Source organism: Streptomyces sp. NPDC025833, from assembly GCF_055558055.1.
Genome location: NZ_JBVHNF010000023.1, coordinates 1 through 15957 on the forward strand (window position 1 = coordinate 1; position 15957 = coordinate 15957).

The following is a 15957-nucleotide window of genomic DNA, read 5'->3' on the forward strand; positions in this document are numbered from 1 at the left end:
CGTCTCGGTGTCTCCCAGATGCACGTCTCCCGGCTGCTGTCACGCACCCTGGCCCGCCTGCGCGAGGGCCTGCTCACCAAGGGCTGAGCCCACCGCCCGCCGCCCGCTCACGAGCCGGCCGGTACGCCCGGCGTCAGCGCGGGCCGTGGGGCGGGTGCCCGGCGGGGAGCCCGTCCGGGTGCAGGTTCAGGTGCGCCACCACCTGCTTGCCGCTCTCCAGGGCGGTGGTGTGCAGCCGGGCGCACAGGCGGGTGACCAGGCGCAGGCCGTGCCCGCCGATGCGGCCGGGGTCGTGCGGGCGGACCTCGGGCCGGTGCGGGGAGCTGTCCCGCACCGTGATGCGCAGTACGGCGGCGTCGGGGGTGACCTCCAGTTCGAGGCCGCCGGGGCCGGGCGCGTGCCGGTAGGCGTTGGTGACGAGTTCGCTGACGACGAGCTGGGCGTCCTGGCTCGTGCGCTGTTCCGGGGGGTGCCCCGCCCGGGCGAGGAGCGTGCGCACGGCCTGGCGGGCCGCGGTGATCGGGGCGTCGCCGATGTCCCACACCGTGCTGTGCCACAGGCGCGGGGCGGGTTCGCGTTCATCCGGGGCATGGTTCCTGAGCGGGGTGACCATAGAACTGTCCTGTGGGTCGTTCTTCGGCTTTCGATCACATGGCGTGGTTGTCGAGTTGTTTCGCGTACCCACTGTCGTCACTCTCATGGGCACACGGTCAGCTGCCGGGCGTGGGCCCGGTACCGGCGATCGTGAAGTATTCCAGGGTTCCGCTGACGGCCAGCAGCCGGTCCACGGCCGGTTGCAGGGGGCCGACGAGGACGAGGTCGCGGCCGTCGGCCCGGTGCCGTCGGTGGGCGTCCAGGAGGGCGTTGAGGAGCATGCTGTCGGCGAAGACGACCCGGGAGAGGTCCACCGCGGTGGTGGGCGGCTCCGCCTGACGGGCAGCCGTGAGGGCCGCCTCGACCTCCTCGCTGTCGTCGTGGTCCAGTTCACCGCGCAGCGTGATCAGCAGGAGCTGATCGAAGCGCGTGACGTGCACTTTCGTCGGGAAGGGCGCGGACATCGGGCCATCCTCACACCCGTCACCGGCCCAAGCCAATCCCCCCCGGTGCGCAGGGGTGCGCGTGCCGGTAGCGCCGGGCCCAGCGGGTATCAGCAACCACGAGCCGCCCTGAGGGGACGAAGACCGCGCTGTGGGAGGTGACCAGCGGTGGACCGCGACCGCGAGCAGCACGCGCTGGACATGATCGACTGGATCCTGGAGACCTCCTCCCTGCGGGAGTTCCTGCACCACCTGGTCGAGGACGCCGTCAGAGCCTCGGGCGCGGACGGCTGCGGCGTGACCCTGCAACGGCGGCACCGGCCGCTGACCGTGGTCAGCACCGGCGGCACGGCGGAGAAGCTGGACGAGGAGCAGTACGGCCAGGACGACGGCCCCTGCCTGCAGGCCCTGCGCACCGGCGAGACCGTGCACGTGCCCGACACGCGCCGGGAGACCCGGTGGGGCCCCTACCCCGGCTTCGCCGCCGGCCTGGGCGTGCGCTCCTGCCTGTCCCTGCCGGTAGCGGCCCGCACCCACACCGTGGGCGCGCTGAACTTCTACGCCACCGGCCCCGACGCCTTCAGCGCCGAGGACCGGGACCGGCTCGCGCTGTTCGCCGCCCAGGCCGGCGGCGGCATCGCGCTGGCGCAGCGCCTGGCCGACGCGGAGGACTTCACCCGCGAGCTGCAGACCGCGCTGGCCTCCCGCAGCGTGATCGACCAGGCCATCGGCAGCGTCATGCAGCAGCACAAGTGCGGCGAGAAGGAGGCCTTCGACCTGCTGCGCCGCCTGTCCCAGCAGACCAACCTCAAGCTCCGCGACGTCTGCGCCCGCCTGCTCACCACCCTCGCCGACCAGCCCCCCGCCCCGCGGGCACCCCTGCGGCCGAGGCCCTGACACCGGTCACCGAAGCACCGGCGACCGACCACCGGCATCGGCCCCCTCCGGCCCCGGCCTCCGGCGACCAACCCCGCCCCCGGCCACCCGTCACCGTCCCCGGGCCGGCCGGGAACCGCCCGCGCACCCGCGGCGGTTCGCCCGGCCCGCCGTGACGGCGCCCGCCGTGACGGCGCCCGCCGTGACGCGGCCGGGCAGGACGGCGCCCGGCATGATGATGCCCCGTGACGGTGCCCGGCGAGGCGGTGCCGGGCCGCCGGGCGGTGGCGCGGTGTCACCGCCCGGCCGTGCCGAGCCGCCACAGGGGCGGGGCGTGCCGGGAGGGCACGACGGTCCGCAGATGGGTGCGCAGCCGGGTCAGCTCGTCCTGGTCCAGGGTGAGTTCCTCGGCGATGCGGCGGGTGGTGACGTAGGCGATGCCGTCGTCCGCGGTCCGCTGCTCCCACCGTGCGTAGCGCTCGGGCAGCGGCTGCCCGGCGGGGCGGCGGGCCGCGGCGGCGGCCGGGGGAGCGGCCCGGCGCAGTTCCTCGGCCCGCTCGCGCTCGCGGGCGATCTCGGAGAACCCGCAGACGCGCAGGCTTGCCCGCTCGGCCTCGGCCAGGTCGCCGGTGCCGGCCAGTTCCCGTGCCAGGGTGTTGATCTCCAGCGCGCGGGCCAGGGTGAGCCGGTAGACGCCGGGGCTCGCGTCGGTCAGGGTCACCGGCCGCGGCGCGTCCCGCGTGCCGCAGACGCCGCGTATGCCGCGGGCCGCCGCCACCAGCAGCGCGCTCGCCTCCGAGGGGTGCCAGTCGAAGACGCGCCGCACGCACAGGGTGTCGGCGGCGGTCAGCGTGTGGACCGGCGTTCCCAGCAGCGGCAGCAGGGCGCTTTCGGGCACCTCCGAATCGAGGCCGGGACCGGCGACGTGGACCGAGGTGTCCAGGCCCGTGTGCGCGCACGCGGCCAGCGCGAGCGCGTCACCGAGCGGACTGCGCAGGGTGGGTTCGCTGCCGTCGGCCAGCACGTCGCCCCCCACGTCGACGACGTCGACGTGGCCGGTCCCGCAGTACGCGGCGGCCTCCTCGATCTGCCGGGCCAGTCCCACCACGCCGTCGTAGGGGTCGAGCATCCCGATCTCGGGCAGCAGGTCGGCGGCGAGGCGGGGCAGCAGCGATCCGGCGGGCGGCCGGGGCGCGGACCGCGGGGTGAGCAGCCGCAGCGTGGGGCCCGCCGGCACCAGGCCGGTGAAGTCCGACGGCCGGCGGGGGCCCGGCACCGGGTCGACGACCAGCCGCTCCCAGGCGTAGGTCAGCACGAGCGCGTCCGTCCCGGCGCCGTGGAGCGCGGCGTGCACCATCGCCGTCGTGATGGCGTCGCCACCACCGCCGGCGGCTAAGAGAAGTCGCTTCATGGAGGACATGGGTATCCCATGACCACCGCCGTTTCCAGGGCGCGGCGCCCTCTTCCCCCTGCCCGGCCCCCCTCCGTTCTCATGCCGCAGGTGCCCCGGCAAGCCGCCGAACCTGCCAAATCAGGTGCGGGGAAACCCGATTACTTCGGCACTTCGCCTCATATCTGAAGTGACCCCCAGTCGAACAAGCTGTGACACGGCGCGACCAACGGATGCAAACCGAAAGGAAGCACCGCCCCAGTGTCGACTTCTTTACCGCTCCTGACCGTCTCCTCGGCCGCCGAGGAGCCCACCACGCCCTACAAGCAGTACGTCTACGCCTATCCGCACCAGAAGGCTTACCGGCTCACCGACGACCGCCCGCTCCTCACCGACGTGTGGGCCGGCGAACGGCTGGACGCCCTCTCGCTGTACGTGCACATCCCCTTCTGCGAGATGCGGTGCGGCTTCTGCAACCTCTTCACCCGTACCGGCGCTCCCGAGGAGGTCACCCGTGACTTCCTCGGCACGCTCGAACGGCAGGCCCGGGCGACCCGGGAGGCACTGGAGGCGAACGGCACACCGCGGTTCACGCTCGCCGCGTTCGGCGGCGGCACCCCGACCTACCTCACCGCGGACGAGCTGACCCGGCTCTGCGACATCTGCGAGAACGTCATGGGCGCGGACCTGCGGGCCGTGCCCTGGTCGGTGGAGACCTCGCCGGCCACGGCGACGGCCGACCGCATCGCGGTGCTGTCCGAGCGCGGCGCCACCCGGCTCAGCATCGGGGTGCAGAGCTTCGTCGACGAGGAGGCGCGTGCGGCGATCCGCCCGCAGAAGCGCAGCGAGGTGGAGGCCGCGCTGACCCGGCTGAAGGAAGCCGCCTTCCCCATCCTCAACATCGACCTGATCTACGGCATCGAGGGCCAGACGGAGCAGTCCTTCCAGGTCTCCCTCGACGCGGCGCTGAGCTGGGAGCCGGAGGAGATCTACCTCTACCCCCTCTACGTCCGTCCGCTGACCGGCCTGATGGCCCGCCACGACGCCGACGGCAGCCTGTGGGACGAACAGAGGCTGCGGCTCTACCGCTTCGGCCGGGACCGGCTGCTGGCCGCCGGGTACCGGCAGACCTCGATGCGGGTGTTCAGCCGGATCGGCACCGCCGCGGTCGAGGGCGCGGACGACAGCAACATCAGCGAGTACAACCAGCAGGCGGGCATGGTCGGCCTCGGTGTCGGTGCGCGGTCGTTCACGAACGATCTGCACTACACGACCGACTACGCGGTGGCCGTCCCCGAGGTCCGGCGCATCATCGACGACTACATCGCGACGCCGACGGAGGAGTTCCGCCGCGCGCAGTGGTCGTTCCGCATGGACGACGACGAGCGGCGCCGCATGTTCGTCCTCGGCATGCTCCTGGAGTCCGGCGGGCTGCGGGTGGAGCAGTACCGGCAGCGGTTCTCCAGCGTGCCGCAGGAGGACTTCCCCGGCCCGTTCGCCCTGCTCGCCGAGCGCGGCTGGCTGGACGGCGACGAGAAGGTGCTGCGGCTGAGCGCGGAGGGGATGGCCTGGGCGGACGCCATCGGCCCGCTGTTCTTCTCCGCGCGCGTCAACGAGGCCATGACCTCCTACCGGGACCGCTGACCGGCCTCCCGGACGGCCCCCCGCACCCGCACCGCCCCCGTCCGGGCGGTGCGGGTCAGCGCCGTCCGGGCCCGCCCGCCGTCCGGGCCCGGACCTTCCTCCCCGGCCCGGACGGCGGACGGGCCCGTTCATCCCCCCCGTTCATCCCCGGGTCATCCCCGGGCGGGTGCCTCGGCGCGGGCCGGCCGGCGCACCGGTACCGACACCACGGCCAGGCCGCCCAGCAGCAGCAGCGCCCCGGCCACGGCCGTAGCGCCGAGCCGTTCACCGAGCACGAGGACCCCGAGCAGCGCGGCCACCAGCGGTTCGGCCAGGCTCAGCGTGCCGGCGGTCGAGCCGCTGATCCGGGCCACCCCGCGGGTGAACAGCAGGTAGCCCAGGGCCGTCGTGGCCAGTGCCAGCCATCCGACCAGCAGGACGGCCCGGGGCTCGGCGAGCCCGTGCGGCCGGGCCAGGACCCAGGGCAGGACCAGGACACCGGCGCAGAACACACTGACGGGCGCGGCGGCGACGGTGTCGGCGCCGAGTTCCCCGAGCCGCTTGGTCGCCGCGATGTACACCCCGAAACTCGCTCCCGCCACCATTCCCAGCAGCACCCCGGAGGCATCGCCCGCACCCGCGTCGGCGGGCACGAGGAGCAGGGCGATGCCCACCACCGCGCACAGCGTGCCGCACATCCACACCCCGCCGAGCCGCTCACCGGTCAGCACCCGCCCGCACACCCCCGACACCGCCGGCACCGTGCCGAAGGTGACGGCGGTCGCCAGCGCCGCGCCGCCGCGGTCGACCGCCTCCAGGAAGCACACCTGGAACACCGCGGTGACCAGGACGCTGACCAGCACCCACCCCCGGCAGCGGCGCCGCCACACCGAACGCAGCCCCGCCCGGCGCACGGTGAACAGTCCCAGGACCAATCCGCCGAGCAGCATCCTGCACCCGCCGATCGCCACCGGCGAGGCACCGCTGCCGGCGAGGACCTGGGCCGGGCCGACGGTGCCCCAGAGGAAGGCGGCCGCCAGGACGGGGGCCACACCTCCGGTGCGCAGGGCCTCCCCGAGTTTGCCCGCTGTGCTCCTCACGCTCCCTCACATTCCGCAGGGCCGGGCAGGATCCCGCGGCACAGCACACCTCGGTGGCACACCCGACGACTCCTGGCCCCGACGCTAGCCACCTCCCCCGGAGCGCCCCATTGGGAGAAGCCACCAAGTCCCCGCAGCCCGCTTGGACGTTGCCTCAAGCCGGGCCACGCCGCGCCGCCGGCCGCGCCGACGCGTGGGACGCCGTACAGGGGGAACACCGCAGGGCACGCACATGCCCTGCATCGCCGGAAAATAACGTGCGGTATGTGTGCGTGTAGGGCAGAAGTAAGGGCATTCGGTGGGCCAGGAGGTTGATAACGATGGTTCCCCTGCTTCTGGTTCTTCTGCTGGCCCTGATCCTCTTCGGCGCGGGCTTCGCCCTGAAGGCGCTGTGGTGGATCGCGGTGATCGTGCTCGTGGTCTGGCTGCTCGGCTTCGTCGTCCGCTCGGCGGACGGAGCGGGCCGCAAGGGCCGCTGGTACCGCTGGTAGACACACCTGCCGGACGCGAGAACCGCGCCCGGCACGGCCCCGAAGGGCCCGGCCGTCCACGGCCGGGCCCTTCGCCGTGCCGCGGACCCGGCCCGCGGGCCGGACGCGAATCGGGCCTATCGGATGCCGCAAGGGGTATGTGAGCAAAACAGCGGCCCCGCGGAACCAGCAGTGGAACCCTGCGCCTCCAAGTTCCGCGGGACCGCTGCCCCGGGCCGAGGGACCGGGCACCCGGGCCGGCTCCTTCGGTCGCCGTCCGGCGGGCGGGTGATGGGGGGTTGGGCCGGATGCCGCGTCCGGATGCGGACCGTGTCCGCCCCGTCACAAGATCCTGACCATGCGGATACCCACGGAGAACTCCTCCCGCCGCCGGCCGGCGCGGCGCGGCGGCGTACGTCACACCCTGTCCACGGCCCTCGCCTGCGGCCTGCTGCTGGCCGGCGCCACCGCGTGCGACCAGACCGTCGAGCGCAAGACCTCCCGCGGCGCGCCCGGCGCGGCGTCCGCCTATCCCGGCCAGTCCGTGGGCAGCCGCCTCCCGGGTGTCGGCGACCGGATGTGGAGTCAGGTGCCGCCCGGCACCGGCCAGGCGGTCGTCGTCTACGGCGAGCGCCGGGATTCCGCCGACAGCCTCGCCGTCCTCTACCAGAAGCAGGACTCGACGTGGGTGCGGACGGCGAGCTGGCCCGCGCACAACGGCCGGCTGGGCTGGACGGAGGACCACCGCATGGACGACGAGCGCAGCCCCGTCGGTGTGTTCACCCTCACCGACGCGGGCGGCACGCTCGCCGACCCCGGGAGCCGGCTGCGCTACTGGCGCGACGACAACGCCTACGCCGCCATGCTGCTCCCCGAGCAGGTCCACGCCCATGACTTCGACCACGTCATCGCCATCGACTACAACCGGCTCAAGGGCGTACCGCCGTTCGACTGGAGCCGCCCGGACGGGGTGGAGAAGGGCGGCGGGATCTGGCTCCACATGGACCACGGCGACGGCACCTCGGCGTGCGTCACCGTCCCCGAGAGCGGCATGAAGACACTGCTGCGCACGCTGGACCCGGCGCAGCACCCCGTCGTCGTGATGGGTGACCGCACCCGCCTGCGGACCTGAACGCCCCCGGGCCGCCCGCCCGCCGGAGCCTCCGGGACGCCCGTGGCATCACGTCATGCCTCGTGAGCGGAACGTGTCGGCCACCGGGGGATGCCCGGTCCGCACGAGACCCCTGTGGGACCCCGGTGGGACCCCTGCGGCAGCCGGGCCGACGGCCGGTTTCCGCCAGAAAACGGGTGACGCGCCCCATAGGGGCCATATCACGTCCTAAGCCCGGCCGTAGCCGGGCGCCGCGACGAGCAGGCACGGAACACGCCGAATGACCGTTTTGAGAGTTTCCTACGAAACGGCGTAGTACGTCACATTCTTGCCCTGCCCTCGGCGGGCCGCTAACCATGTTGGTCGTTGCCGCAAGCCGCGGGGCCGACCGGGCGTCCTACGCCCACCGTGTCCGCCGCGCCGTGCAGCACAGGGCTTCACCCCGACGCCCTGCAGGCCGCGACCGGAAACTTCCGGCCGGCGCCTCGAAGACGTCCCACAGGAGTGTCCCCCTTCATGACCGCGATCACCGCCCCCCGCCGCCTTGCCCGCCTGCGCTCCCTCGCTCTGACCGGCATCGCCACGACCGGCGCCGCGGCCGCCGCCCTCACCCTCATGCCCGCCGCCGCGCACGCCGCCGAGGCCCCGCGCGGCGCCCACACCGCCACCGCCGCCTCGCGCGACGGCCACGCCGACCCCGCCGCCGCGGGCAGCGCGAACAACCTCGACGGCTGGATCAAGAAGTCGCTGGCCATCATGAAGCAGAAGGGCATCCCCGGCAGCTACGAGGGCCTGCACCGCAACATCATGCGCGAGTCCGGCGGCAACCCCAGCGCCCAGAACAACTGGGACGTCAACGCGCAGAAGGGCATCCCCTCCAAGGGCCTGCTCCAGGTGATCGACCCCACCTTCAACGCCTACCACGTCGCCGGCACCGCGCAGAGCGTCACCGACCCGGTCGCGAACATCACCGCCGCCGCCAACTACGCCGCGCACCGCTACGGCTCCATCGACAACGTCAACTCCGCGTACTGAGCCACCCCCGACGCGCCGGGCCGCGCGGGCGAGGACCCGCACCCGGCGCACCCCCGTGGCCGGCCTCACGGCCCGGCCGCACACCCCCCCGGCCGCACACAGCCCCGGCCGCACACACCCCCCGACCGCCGCCCGCCCGTCCGCTACCGCGGCCGGTAGCCGCGTGCCTCCACCACGTCGTCGACGAGCCGGGTGAAGGCCCGCACGGCAGCGCTGCGGTAGGCGTGGGAGCGTCCGAGGAGGGCGACCCCGCGGTCCGGCAGGGCCGGCCGCAGCGGCACCGGACGCAGACGGGGATGGTCGTGGGTGACCGCGTCGGGCAGGACCGTGGCCAGCGGAGTGCGCTGGACGATCTCGATCAGCCCCTGGATGGAGTTGGCCTCCATGGTGATCCGCGGGGTGACCCCGTGCTCGGCGAAATAGCCGTCGATGTGCCCGCGCGTGGCGAAGTCACCGCTGAGCAGCACGAACTCCGTGTCCGCCAGCGCCCGCAGGTCCAGCGGCTCCTCGCGGGGCGGCGCGCCCGGGTCGGCACGGACGACGAGGCTCAGCGTCTCGGTGTACAGATCGGCGGCCTCGACGCCCTGCTGGTGCGCTCCGGCGAACGCGATCCCCAGGTCGATGCCGTCACCGAGCAGGGCCGCTTCCATGTCGTCCTGCGTCATCTCCCGGATGGTCAGGGTGAGCCCCGGATGCCGGCCGTACAGCTCCGCCGCCAGCGGGCCGACGAGGTAGGCGGTGAAGGAGGGGGTGACCGCGAGCCTCAGATGGCCGCGGGAGAGATCCTGCAGGTCGTGCAGCGCACGCTCCGCGGCGGCCAGGTCACGCAGCGCCCGCCGGGCGTGCCGGACGTACGCCTCACCGGCGTCGGTGAGGCGCACACTGCGCCCGGTTCGGTCCAGCAACTGCACCCCGAGCGTCCGCTCCAGCTGTCTGACCTGCTGGGACAGGGTCGGCTGGGAGATGTACAGCTCCTCGGCCGCCCGGGTGAAGCTGCCGTGGTCGGCCACGGCGAGCAGGTAGCGCAGGTGACGCAGTTCCACGGACACCCCGCCAATGTAACGGCGCTCAGCCGCCGTCCTTTCGCCCGCGCCCGCCGCGGCCCGCGCGGTGCCAGCGCTCAGGACGCGGTGGGGACGCCGGTGACGCGCCGCTCGCCGCCGTTGCGCTCCCGCCACAGCCTGTAGACGTCCACCGCCGCCTCGCGCGGCTCATGGCGCATGGGCAGCCGCCGCTCGTCCCAGTCCTTGGCGAACTCACCGTAGAACGTGGCGAGTTCGAAGTACTTGCGGTCGTCCACGTAGTACGGCTCGTAGGCGTCCCGGGTGGTGAGGAAGACCACCTCGTCGGGGGAGCAGTAGTACAGCGAGCCCAGGCACATCGGGCAGGGGTGGGCCAGCACGTAGATCGTGGTGCCCACCAGGTGCTCGGTGCCCAGCTTCCGGCACGCCTCGCGGATGGCGAGGATCTCGGCGTGCGCGGTGGGGTCGTTGGTCTGGGCGACCTGGTTGGCGCTTTCGGCGAGGACCGCGCCGTCCTTGACGATGACCGTCGCGAACGGGCGGCCGCCCTCGGTGACGTTGCGGTGGGCGAGGTCGATGGTGCGCTGGGCGAAGTCCATGTCGTGCCGTCCTTCACGGAATCTGCGGTGTGTGTGGGGGGAGGAGGGGGCGTGCCGGGCCGGCCACGGCGTGTGCGGTGGCGCGGCGGCACGGGCGGGCCGGGAAAACTCTCCGGACCCGCCCGGTGGGGGGAGTGCCCGACGCCGACGGCTCGGCGTCAGAACGGCGGCCGCGGCATCAGAAGGGCTTGAGCGGCAGGTACTTGCCGTCCAGGGTGATCACGGCACGCTCGCCGCCCTCGGGGTCGGCGACCTTCTGCACGTCCAGCTTGAAGTTGATGGCCGAGATGATGCCGTCGCCGAACTGCTCGTGCACCAGGGCCTTCAGCGTGGTGCCGTAGACCTGGAGCATCTCGTAGAAGCGGTAGATGGTGGGGTCGGTGGGGATGCCGCCGGGGATGGACCCCCGCGTGGGGATCGTCTGCAGCAGCAGCACCGCGTCCTCGTCCAGCCCCAGCAGCTCGCCGACCGCACGGGCGGCCTCCTGCGGCAGGGCGTGCTGACCGAGGACGGCCGCGGTGGTGAACGCCACCGACAGCCCGCTGGCATCGGCGATCTGCTGCCAGGTGAGGTCCTTGCGGGTCTTGGCCTCGACCGCGGCGGCGGCCACGGCCTGACGTGCGGCCGGGTCGAACTGGGCGTGCGTCATGCGGATTCTCCTTCGGGTACGAAAAAAACGAGAGGTTCGGATTCGCAGTCGGATACGACATGCGGAAGGCGGACCACGGCCCCGCCACCGGGGCGGCGGACCGGAGGAAGACGGGGGAAGTTCAGGCCGCGTCCGCGCCGGTACGACCGCGCACATCGCTCACGTCGCGCCCATCGAGCGCGTCGAGCACCTCGACGTCGCCGGTGGCGATGTCGAAGACCCAGCCGTGCAGCCGGACGGCGTCCTCGGCCAGGGCGCGGGCCACGGACGGGTGGGCGGCCAGACTGGCCAGCTGGGCCCGCACGTTCGCGCGCACCAGACCCGCCACGTCCCCCGCCCCGCCGGCCCGCGGGGCGCCGGCGTGCCGCAGCCACCGCCCGACCGCGGGCACCGCGCCCAGGTCGTGGCCCTCGGCCAGCGCGGTCATCGCGCCGCAGGCCGAATGCCCGCACACGACGATGTCCGCGACCTTCAGGACCGCGACCGCGTACTCGACGCTCGCGGCCACCGCCTCGGCGTGCGGACCGTGGACCGGGACGATGTTCCCGGCCGTCCGGATCACGAACAGCTCACCCGGCTCACTGTCCGTGATCAGTTCCGGGACGACACGGGCGTCGGAACAGCCGATGAACAGCGTGTGCGGCGCATGGGTGTCGGCCAGACGGGCGAACAGATCCGCCTTGTGCGGACGGACGTCCCGCTGGAAACGGCGGACGCCCTCGGCGAGGCCGCGCATGGGGCACTCCCTTCGGTGGGTGTAGCCGGCCTGCCGGGGCCGGCACGAACCACCATGCGTGACAAGGACCTATAGGGTCCAAGACGCACCAGTGATGCCCCCCATTGGTCCCATCAATGACCCGCGCACCGCACCGGGCCCGCCCCGTCCCGCCGGCAGGATCATCCGATCGGACGACCCGGCCCTCACCCCTGCGGCCATCCGAGCGCAGCCGGAACACCGACGGGCGGGCGGCACCCCGACCGCGACGCTGGGAGCACGGCGAGGCAGCGCGCCCGTCACCGCCCCGTGAAGGACACCCATGACCCGGAAGACCCCCTCTGCCACCGACCTCGCCCTGCTGGACGCCGCCGACCGCGGCGACGCCGACGCCGTCCGCGCGGCCCTGGCCGCCGGCACGGACCGCGAGACCCGCGATCCCGAGGGCCGCACCCCCCTGCTCCGCGCGGCCCTCGCCGACCGGGTGGCGGCGGCCGCAGCACTCGTCGCCGCGGGCGCCGACGTCAACGCCCAGGACGACCGGCGGGACAGCCCCTGGCTCGTCACCGGGGTGACCGGCAGCGTGGCGATGATGCGCGCCCTGCTGCCCGGCGGCCCGGACGTGACACTGACCAACCGCTACGGCGGAGTGTCGGTGATCCCGGCCGCTGAACGCGGCCACGTGGCCTACGTACGCGCGGTACTGGCCGAGACCGGCACCGATGTCGACCACGTCAACCGGCTCGGCTGGACGGCCCTGCTGGAGGCGGTGATCCTCGGCGACGGCGGCCGCAGGCACCAGGAGGTCGTCCGCGCACTGCTCGCGGCGGGCGCCGACCCGCTGCTCCCGGACGGCGACGGCGTCACCGCCCGCACACACGCCGAACGCCGCGGCTTCGCCGAACTGGCGGCCGTACTGCGCCAGGCCGAACAGTGAGGAGGACCGCACAGGCCGCGGCCTGCGCCCTCGCCGCGCTCGCCGCCACCGTGCCGACCGGCTGCACACCCGCCCCCGCCCCACCACCCCCGCACACGCCCCCGCCCGCGGCGGCCACCGGCACGCCACGCGGCTCCGCCGCCCGGGAAACCGTGCTGCTGACCGACTTCGGCGCGGACACCGTGACCTTCGCCGCCCCCTCCCGGCGCCCGGGGACCGCCGGCCCCGCCCCGGTGACCGTGGGCACCGCCCCCTACGGCATCGCACTCGGCCCCGACAAGAACGCCTGGGTCACCACGGCCGAGGGCGTCGCGGTGGTCGACACCACGACCCGCACCCGCACCGCGCTGATCCCCTACCGGACCGACACCGGCCCGGTGACCACCGGCGAGTACCGGGGCGGCGGCATGGGCATCGCGCTGTCCCCCGACGGCCGCCGCGTCTACGCCGGCGTGAACGTGCCGGACGGCGACGGCACCCTCGAAGTCATCGACACCCGCAGCCGCGAGGTCGTGCGCACCCTGCCCGTGGGACGCCGCCCCTTCGACGTCGACGTCTCCCCCGACGGCCGCCGCGTCTACGCCACCGGCCACGACTCCTTCGACGTCACCGTCATCGACACCACCGCCTGGACCACCCGCCGCATGCAAGTGGCCCCCTACGGCACCCAGGGCGGCCTCGGCTCCTGGCTGAAACCGCACTACACCGCCGTCCGGCCGTCCGACGGCGCGCTGCTGCTCCCCTTCGAGGGCGAGCGGCTGGCCGTCGTCGACCCGGACACCGGCCGGGTCCGCATCGAGCGCATGCGCGCCGACACCCACCAGCACGGGGTCGCGATCGGCGCCGACGGCACCCTGTACGTCGTCGGCACCGGCCCGATCGACCCCGCGCGGGACGACGGCCCCTCGCTGACCGTCCGCGCCCCCGACGGCCGGGAACGGATCATCCCGCTGGAGGGCCCCCACGAGTCCGTCGCCCTGTCGGCCGACGGCCGCACCGCCTACGTCACGGGCGGATTCACCCGCGACGGCTCCTGGGACGGCCTCAGCCTCGTCGACCTCCACACCGGCCGGGTGACACGATTCCCGGCCGGCACACGCCCCTTGGGCATCGCCGTCCTCTGACCCGCCGCCCGGGCGGTCCTCGCGCCCGCGCCCCGCCGTACCACCCTGGGCGCCAAGGCCGTGTGGGCGCCCGCCATGTCGCCCCGCCACCCACTCGGCGAACCGGCACCGCGCTCCGACCCGCTCGCTTGAGTATTCAAGTAAGTACGACCACCGACCACGAAACGTGGCCCCCGGGAACACTCCCGGGGGCCACGCTCGGACGTCGGCTCTAAGCGACGACCGTGATGTTCTCCGCCTGCGGGCCCTTCTGGCCCTGCGTGACGTCGAACGTCACCGCCTGGCCTTCCTGAAGCTCACGGAAGCCGGAAGCATTGATGTTGGAGTAGTGCGCGAAGACGTCGGGGCCCCCGCCGTCCTGCTGGATGAAGCCGAAACCCTTCTCGGCGTTGAACCACTTCACGGTCCCGCTGGCCATGCGTATACCTCTCGATCGAGCCGGGCCCACGCCGTGTGGACCCGCAGATGATCACCGCCACCACGCCCGTACACCCGTACAGCAGAGCGCCCGTACCAGGCGACACGGGCAGTGACGGCAACCACCACAACCACCGTGACGCTACATGCAGTACTCGGCCCACGCCAGAGAGAAACAACCCGATACCCCGCCCGATCCAGGCAGAAGACGGCGTTCAGCCCAGGTGAAACGCGTCGTTCAGCCGTGTACGGACTGGGCCACAAGGAGGACGTTCAGGACACTGATCGCCGCGCACACCGCCACCGCGGCCGCCGTGGTCACCTTCCGGTTGGCCACGGGGCCCATCAGTGAACGCCGGGCGGTGAACCACAGCAGGGGCGCGAGCGCGCAGGGGATGCCGAAGGACAGCACGATCTGGCTGAGCAGCAGCGCCCGGGTGGGGGCGACGCCCGCCGCGAGGACGACCAGGGGCGGTGCCATGGTGAGCAGCCGGCGCACGAGCAGGGGGACCTGCCGCCGCAGGAACCCCCGCATGACGACCTGCCCGGCGAAGGTGCCCACCCCTGCGGAGGCGAGACCGGACGCCAGCAGGGCCACGGCGAAGGCGAGGGCCGCCCCGGGGCCGAGCGCGGTCCGCAGCCCCTCGTGGAAGCCGTCGAGGCTCTCCTCGTGGCCGCCGCCGCGCAGCGCCGTGGAGGCGAGGGTGAGCATGCCGGCGTTGACCAGCCCGGCCACTCCGAGCGCCACGGCCAAAGAGGTGCGCTGCCCGCGCAGCACCCGCCGTTTCTGCTCCGGCGAGGTGGCGGCGGGCCGCTTGCCCAGACAGGAGTGCAGGTAGATCACGTGGGGCATGACCGTGGCACCGACGATGCCCGTGGCCAGCATCAGGCTCTGACCCCCGGCCAGCTCCGGCCGCAGCCCGGACAGCGCCCCGTGCCAGGACCCCGCCCGCACGAACTGGTAGGCGAACCCGAGGACCAGCACCCCCAGCAGCAGCGCGGTGACGGCCTCGAAACGGCGCCGCCCCTCGGGCGCCAGGACGAGGAGGAACAGGGACAGCACGGCCACCAGGAGCGCCGCGGGAACCAGCGGCAGACCGAACAGCAGGTGCAGGGCCACCGCTCCGCCGACGAACTCGGCGAGGTCGGTGGCCATGGCGACGAGCTCGGCCTGGACCCACAGCACATACGCCACCGCACGGGGGCTGTGCTCCCGGCACAGCTCCGGCAGGTCCTTGCCGGTGGCCACGCCCACCTTGCAGGCGAGGTACTGCACGAACATCGCCACGACATTGGCGAGGAGGACCACCCACAGCAGCATCGGCCCGTAACGGCTGCCCGCGGTCATGTTCGTGGCGAAGTTGCCGGGATCCATATAGGCGACGGACACCACCAGGGCCGGGCCGAGCGCGGCGAGTCCGGCACGACCGCGCCCGAACCGGCCCCGCCGGCCCGCCCCGCGGGCCGGCGCGCCGTGCGCCGCCGGGTGCCCGGGCCCGTCGGCGGGCGGCTGGAGCGTGCCGGCGGGAACGCTCCGGCAGGACCGGGGGTCGAGCATCACGGCCGGCCCCCCTCGCCCGTCCGGCCCGCCGCCGCGCCGGGGCACCCCGGCCGCCGTGCCGTGCCCACCAGCCGCCGGGACAGGACGGCCCGGTGGCCGGCGGCGCCCAGCAGCACCGGCGCGAGCAGCCACTGGGGCCAACTCCCGAGGGCCACGGCGGTGACGGCCGCCGCGCAGTGGAGACAGATCAGAAGCAGACGTGCCGGGGACGGGCGGGAGACGCGCCGTACCGCGGCGGGGTCGGAGACTGCCATGCTCGCTCCCCGGATGCCTGGAGGGGATGTCTGAAGG

At 73.7% G+C, this 15957-nt stretch carries 19 protein-coding genes; 8 read left to right on the forward strand and 11 right to left on the reverse strand.

What is annotated here, in order from left to right; translation table 11 throughout:
- A partial coding sequence (locus ACZ4K2_RS32500; protein ID WP_467479266.1) for a sigma factor-like helix-turn-helix DNA-binding protein occupies positions 1 to 87 on the forward strand: 87 nt, incomplete at its 5' end.
- Positions 88 to 133: 46 nt separating this feature from the next.
- Here ACZ4K2_RS32500 and ACZ4K2_RS32505 read toward each other — a convergent pair.
- Positions 134 to 613, reverse strand: coding sequence for an ATP-binding protein (locus ACZ4K2_RS32505; RefSeq protein WP_467479256.1), 480 nt, complete (start codon positions 611 to 613; stop codon positions 134 to 136).
- A 97-nt stretch (positions 614 to 710) separates the two neighbouring features.
- Positions 711 to 1058, reverse strand: coding sequence for an STAS domain-containing protein (locus ACZ4K2_RS32510; protein WP_467479254.1), 348 nt, complete (start codon positions 1056 to 1058; stop codon positions 711 to 713).
- 180 nt (positions 1059 to 1238) lie between these two features.
- On the opposite strand from ACZ4K2_RS32510, the gene ACZ4K2_RS32515 reads away from it, so the two are divergent.
- Positions 1239 to 1934: an ANTAR domain-containing protein gene (locus ACZ4K2_RS32515; protein WP_467479264.1), complete on the forward strand. Its 696-nt coding sequence runs from the start codon at positions 1239 to 1241 to the stop codon at positions 1932 to 1934.
- Positions 1935 to 2208: 274 nt separating this feature from the next.
- On the opposite strand, the gene ACZ4K2_RS32520 is transcribed toward ACZ4K2_RS32515, so the two are convergent.
- Positions 2209 to 3324 carry a DUF1152 domain-containing protein gene (locus ACZ4K2_RS32520; protein ID WP_467479252.1) on the reverse strand — a complete coding sequence of 372 codons (1116 nt, stop codon included), beginning with the start codon at positions 3322 to 3324 and terminating at the stop codon, positions 2209 to 2211.
- 240 nt (positions 3325 to 3564) lie between these two features.
- Here ACZ4K2_RS32520 and ACZ4K2_RS32525 point away from each other — a divergent pair, with 240 nt between their 5' ends.
- Positions 3565 to 4947 (forward strand): STM4012 family radical SAM protein, encoded by a 1383-nt coding sequence (locus tag ACZ4K2_RS32525; RefSeq protein WP_467479250.1) that lies wholly within the window; start codon positions 3565 to 3567, stop codon positions 4945 to 4947.
- Positions 4948 to 5099: 152 nt separating this feature from the next.
- On the opposite strand, the gene ACZ4K2_RS32530 is transcribed toward ACZ4K2_RS32525, so the two are convergent.
- Positions 5100 to 6026 carry a DMT family transporter gene (locus ACZ4K2_RS32530; RefSeq protein ID WP_467479248.1) on the reverse strand — a complete coding sequence of 309 codons (927 nt, stop codon included), beginning with the start codon at positions 6024 to 6026 and terminating at the stop codon, positions 5100 to 5102.
- A gap of 320 nt (positions 6027 to 6346) precedes the next feature.
- On the opposite strand from ACZ4K2_RS32530, the gene ACZ4K2_RS32535 reads away from it, so the two are divergent.
- The 3 genes from ACZ4K2_RS32535 (at position 6347) to ACZ4K2_RS32545 (ending at position 8642) form a co-directional block, all read left to right on the forward strand.
- A complete protein-coding gene (locus ACZ4K2_RS32535) occupies positions 6347 to 6517 on the forward strand; it encodes a DUF5670 family protein (protein ID WP_146464684.1) in 171 nt (56 codons plus the stop codon).
- 337 nt (positions 6518 to 6854) lie between these two features.
- A complete protein-coding gene (locus ACZ4K2_RS32540; protein WP_467479245.1) occupies positions 6855 to 7628 on the forward strand; it encodes a hypothetical protein in 774 nt (257 codons plus the stop codon).
- A 495-nt stretch (positions 7629 to 8123) separates the two neighbouring features.
- Complete coding sequence (locus tag ACZ4K2_RS32545) at positions 8124 to 8642, forward strand: transglycosylase SLT domain-containing protein (protein ID WP_467479244.1); 519 nt, start codon at positions 8124 to 8126, stop codon at positions 8640 to 8642.
- 143 nt (positions 8643 to 8785) lie between these two features.
- On the opposite strand, the gene cynR is transcribed toward ACZ4K2_RS32545, so the two are convergent.
- The 4 genes from cynR to ACZ4K2_RS32565 form a co-directional block, all read right to left on the reverse strand.
- Positions 8786 to 9691, reverse strand: coding sequence for a transcriptional regulator CynR (gene cynR / locus ACZ4K2_RS32550; protein WP_467479242.1), 906 nt, complete (start codon positions 9689 to 9691; stop codon positions 8786 to 8788).
- A gap of 71 nt (positions 9692 to 9762) precedes the next feature.
- Positions 9763 to 10263 (reverse strand): nucleoside deaminase, encoded by a 501-nt coding sequence (locus tag ACZ4K2_RS32555; protein WP_467479240.1) that lies wholly within the window; start codon positions 10261 to 10263, stop codon positions 9763 to 9765.
- A gap of 178 nt (positions 10264 to 10441) precedes the next feature.
- Positions 10442 to 10912 carry a cyanase gene (gene cynS / locus ACZ4K2_RS32560; protein WP_467479238.1) on the reverse strand — a complete coding sequence of 157 codons (471 nt, stop codon included), beginning with the start codon at positions 10910 to 10912 and terminating at the stop codon, positions 10442 to 10444.
- 121 nt (positions 10913 to 11033) lie between these two features.
- Positions 11034 to 11648: a carbonic anhydrase gene (locus ACZ4K2_RS32565; RefSeq protein ID WP_467479236.1), complete on the reverse strand. Its 615-nt coding sequence runs from the start codon at positions 11646 to 11648 to the stop codon at positions 11034 to 11036.
- A gap of 301 nt (positions 11649 to 11949) precedes the next feature.
- Between ACZ4K2_RS32565 and ACZ4K2_RS32570 the strand changes: the two genes are divergently transcribed.
- Together ACZ4K2_RS32570 and ACZ4K2_RS32575 are read left to right on the forward strand one after the other, a co-directional pair.
- The gene (locus ACZ4K2_RS32570; RefSeq protein ID WP_467479234.1) at positions 11950 to 12564 is read left to right on the forward strand and encodes an ankyrin repeat domain-containing protein; all 615 of its coding nucleotides are present in this window, start codon (positions 11950 to 11952) and stop codon (positions 12562 to 12564) included.
- The gene (locus ACZ4K2_RS32575; protein ID WP_467479232.1) at positions 12561 to 13688 is read left to right on the forward strand and encodes a hypothetical protein; all 1128 of its coding nucleotides are present in this window, start codon (positions 12561 to 12563) and stop codon (positions 13686 to 13688) included. The genes ACZ4K2_RS32570 and ACZ4K2_RS32575 overlap by 4 nt, the downstream gene beginning before the upstream one ends.
- A gap of 211 nt (positions 13689 to 13899) precedes the next feature.
- Here ACZ4K2_RS32575 and ACZ4K2_RS32580 read toward each other — a convergent pair whose 3' ends face one another.
- The 3 genes from ACZ4K2_RS32580 to ACZ4K2_RS32590 all read right to left on the reverse strand — a co-directional run bounded on the left by ACZ4K2_RS32580 (position 13900) and on the right by ACZ4K2_RS32590 (position 15920).
- Positions 13900 to 14106: a cold-shock protein gene (locus tag ACZ4K2_RS32580; RefSeq protein WP_201836477.1), complete on the reverse strand. Its 207-nt coding sequence runs from the start codon at positions 14104 to 14106 to the stop codon at positions 13900 to 13902.
- 237 nt (positions 14107 to 14343) lie between these two features.
- Positions 14344 to 15663 (reverse strand): Nramp family divalent metal transporter, encoded by a 1320-nt coding sequence (locus ACZ4K2_RS32585; RefSeq protein ID WP_467479262.1) that lies wholly within the window; start codon positions 15661 to 15663, stop codon positions 14344 to 14346.
- A complete protein-coding gene (locus tag ACZ4K2_RS32590; RefSeq protein ID WP_467479230.1) occupies positions 15663 to 15920 on the reverse strand; it encodes a hypothetical protein in 258 nt (85 codons plus the stop codon). The genes ACZ4K2_RS32585 and ACZ4K2_RS32590 overlap by 1 nt, the downstream gene beginning before the upstream one ends.
- Between the last annotated feature and the right edge of the window lie 37 nt (positions 15921 to 15957).

Excerpts from the sequence above, each read along its gene's own strand:
- ACZ4K2_RS32565 (WP_467479236.1), bottom strand. The coding sequence starts at position 11,648 with ATGCGCGGCCTCGCCGAGGGCGTCCGCCGTTTCCAGCGGGACGTCCGT.
- cynS (WP_467479238.1), bottom strand. The coding sequence starts at position 10,912 with ATGACGCACGCCCAGTTCGACCCGGCCGCACGTCAGGCCGTGGCCGCC.
- ACZ4K2_RS32505 (WP_467479256.1), bottom strand. The coding sequence starts at position 613 with ATGGTCACCCCGCTCAGGAACCATGCCCCGGATGAACGCGAACCCGCC.
- ACZ4K2_RS32535 (WP_146464684.1), top strand. The coding sequence starts at position 6,347 with ATGGTTCCCCTGCTTCTGGTTCTTCTGCTGGCCCTGATCCTCTTCGGC.
- ACZ4K2_RS32590 (WP_467479230.1), bottom strand. The coding sequence starts at position 15,920 with ATGGCAGTCTCCGACCCCGCCGCGGTACGGCGCGTCTCCCGCCCGTCC.
- ACZ4K2_RS32570 (WP_467479234.1), top strand. The coding sequence starts at position 11,950 with ATGACCCGGAAGACCCCCTCTGCCACCGACCTCGCCCTGCTGGACGCC.
- ACZ4K2_RS32540 (WP_467479245.1), top strand. The coding sequence starts at position 6,855 with ATGCGGATACCCACGGAGAACTCCTCCCGCCGCCGGCCGGCGCGGCGC.
- ACZ4K2_RS32520 (WP_467479252.1), bottom strand. The coding sequence starts at position 3,324 with ATGAAGCGACTTCTCTTAGCCGCCGGCGGTGGTGGCGACGCCATCACG.
- ACZ4K2_RS32585 (WP_467479262.1), bottom strand. The coding sequence starts at position 15,663 with ATGCTCGACCCCCGGTCCTGCCGGAGCGTTCCCGCCGGCACGCTCCAG.
- ACZ4K2_RS32515 (WP_467479264.1), top strand. The coding sequence starts at position 1,239 with ATGATCGACTGGATCCTGGAGACCTCCTCCCTGCGGGAGTTCCTGCAC.
- ACZ4K2_RS32545 (WP_467479244.1), top strand. The coding sequence starts at position 8,124 with ATGACCGCGATCACCGCCCCCCGCCGCCTTGCCCGCCTGCGCTCCCTC.
- ACZ4K2_RS32510 (WP_467479254.1), bottom strand. The coding sequence starts at position 1,058 with ATGTCCGCGCCCTTCCCGACGAAAGTGCACGTCACGCGCTTCGATCAG.
- ACZ4K2_RS32555 (WP_467479240.1), bottom strand. The coding sequence starts at position 10,263 with ATGGACTTCGCCCAGCGCACCATCGACCTCGCCCACCGCAACGTCACC.
- ACZ4K2_RS32580 (WP_201836477.1), bottom strand. The coding sequence starts at position 14,106 with ATGGCCAGCGGGACCGTGAAGTGGTTCAACGCCGAGAAGGGTTTCGGC.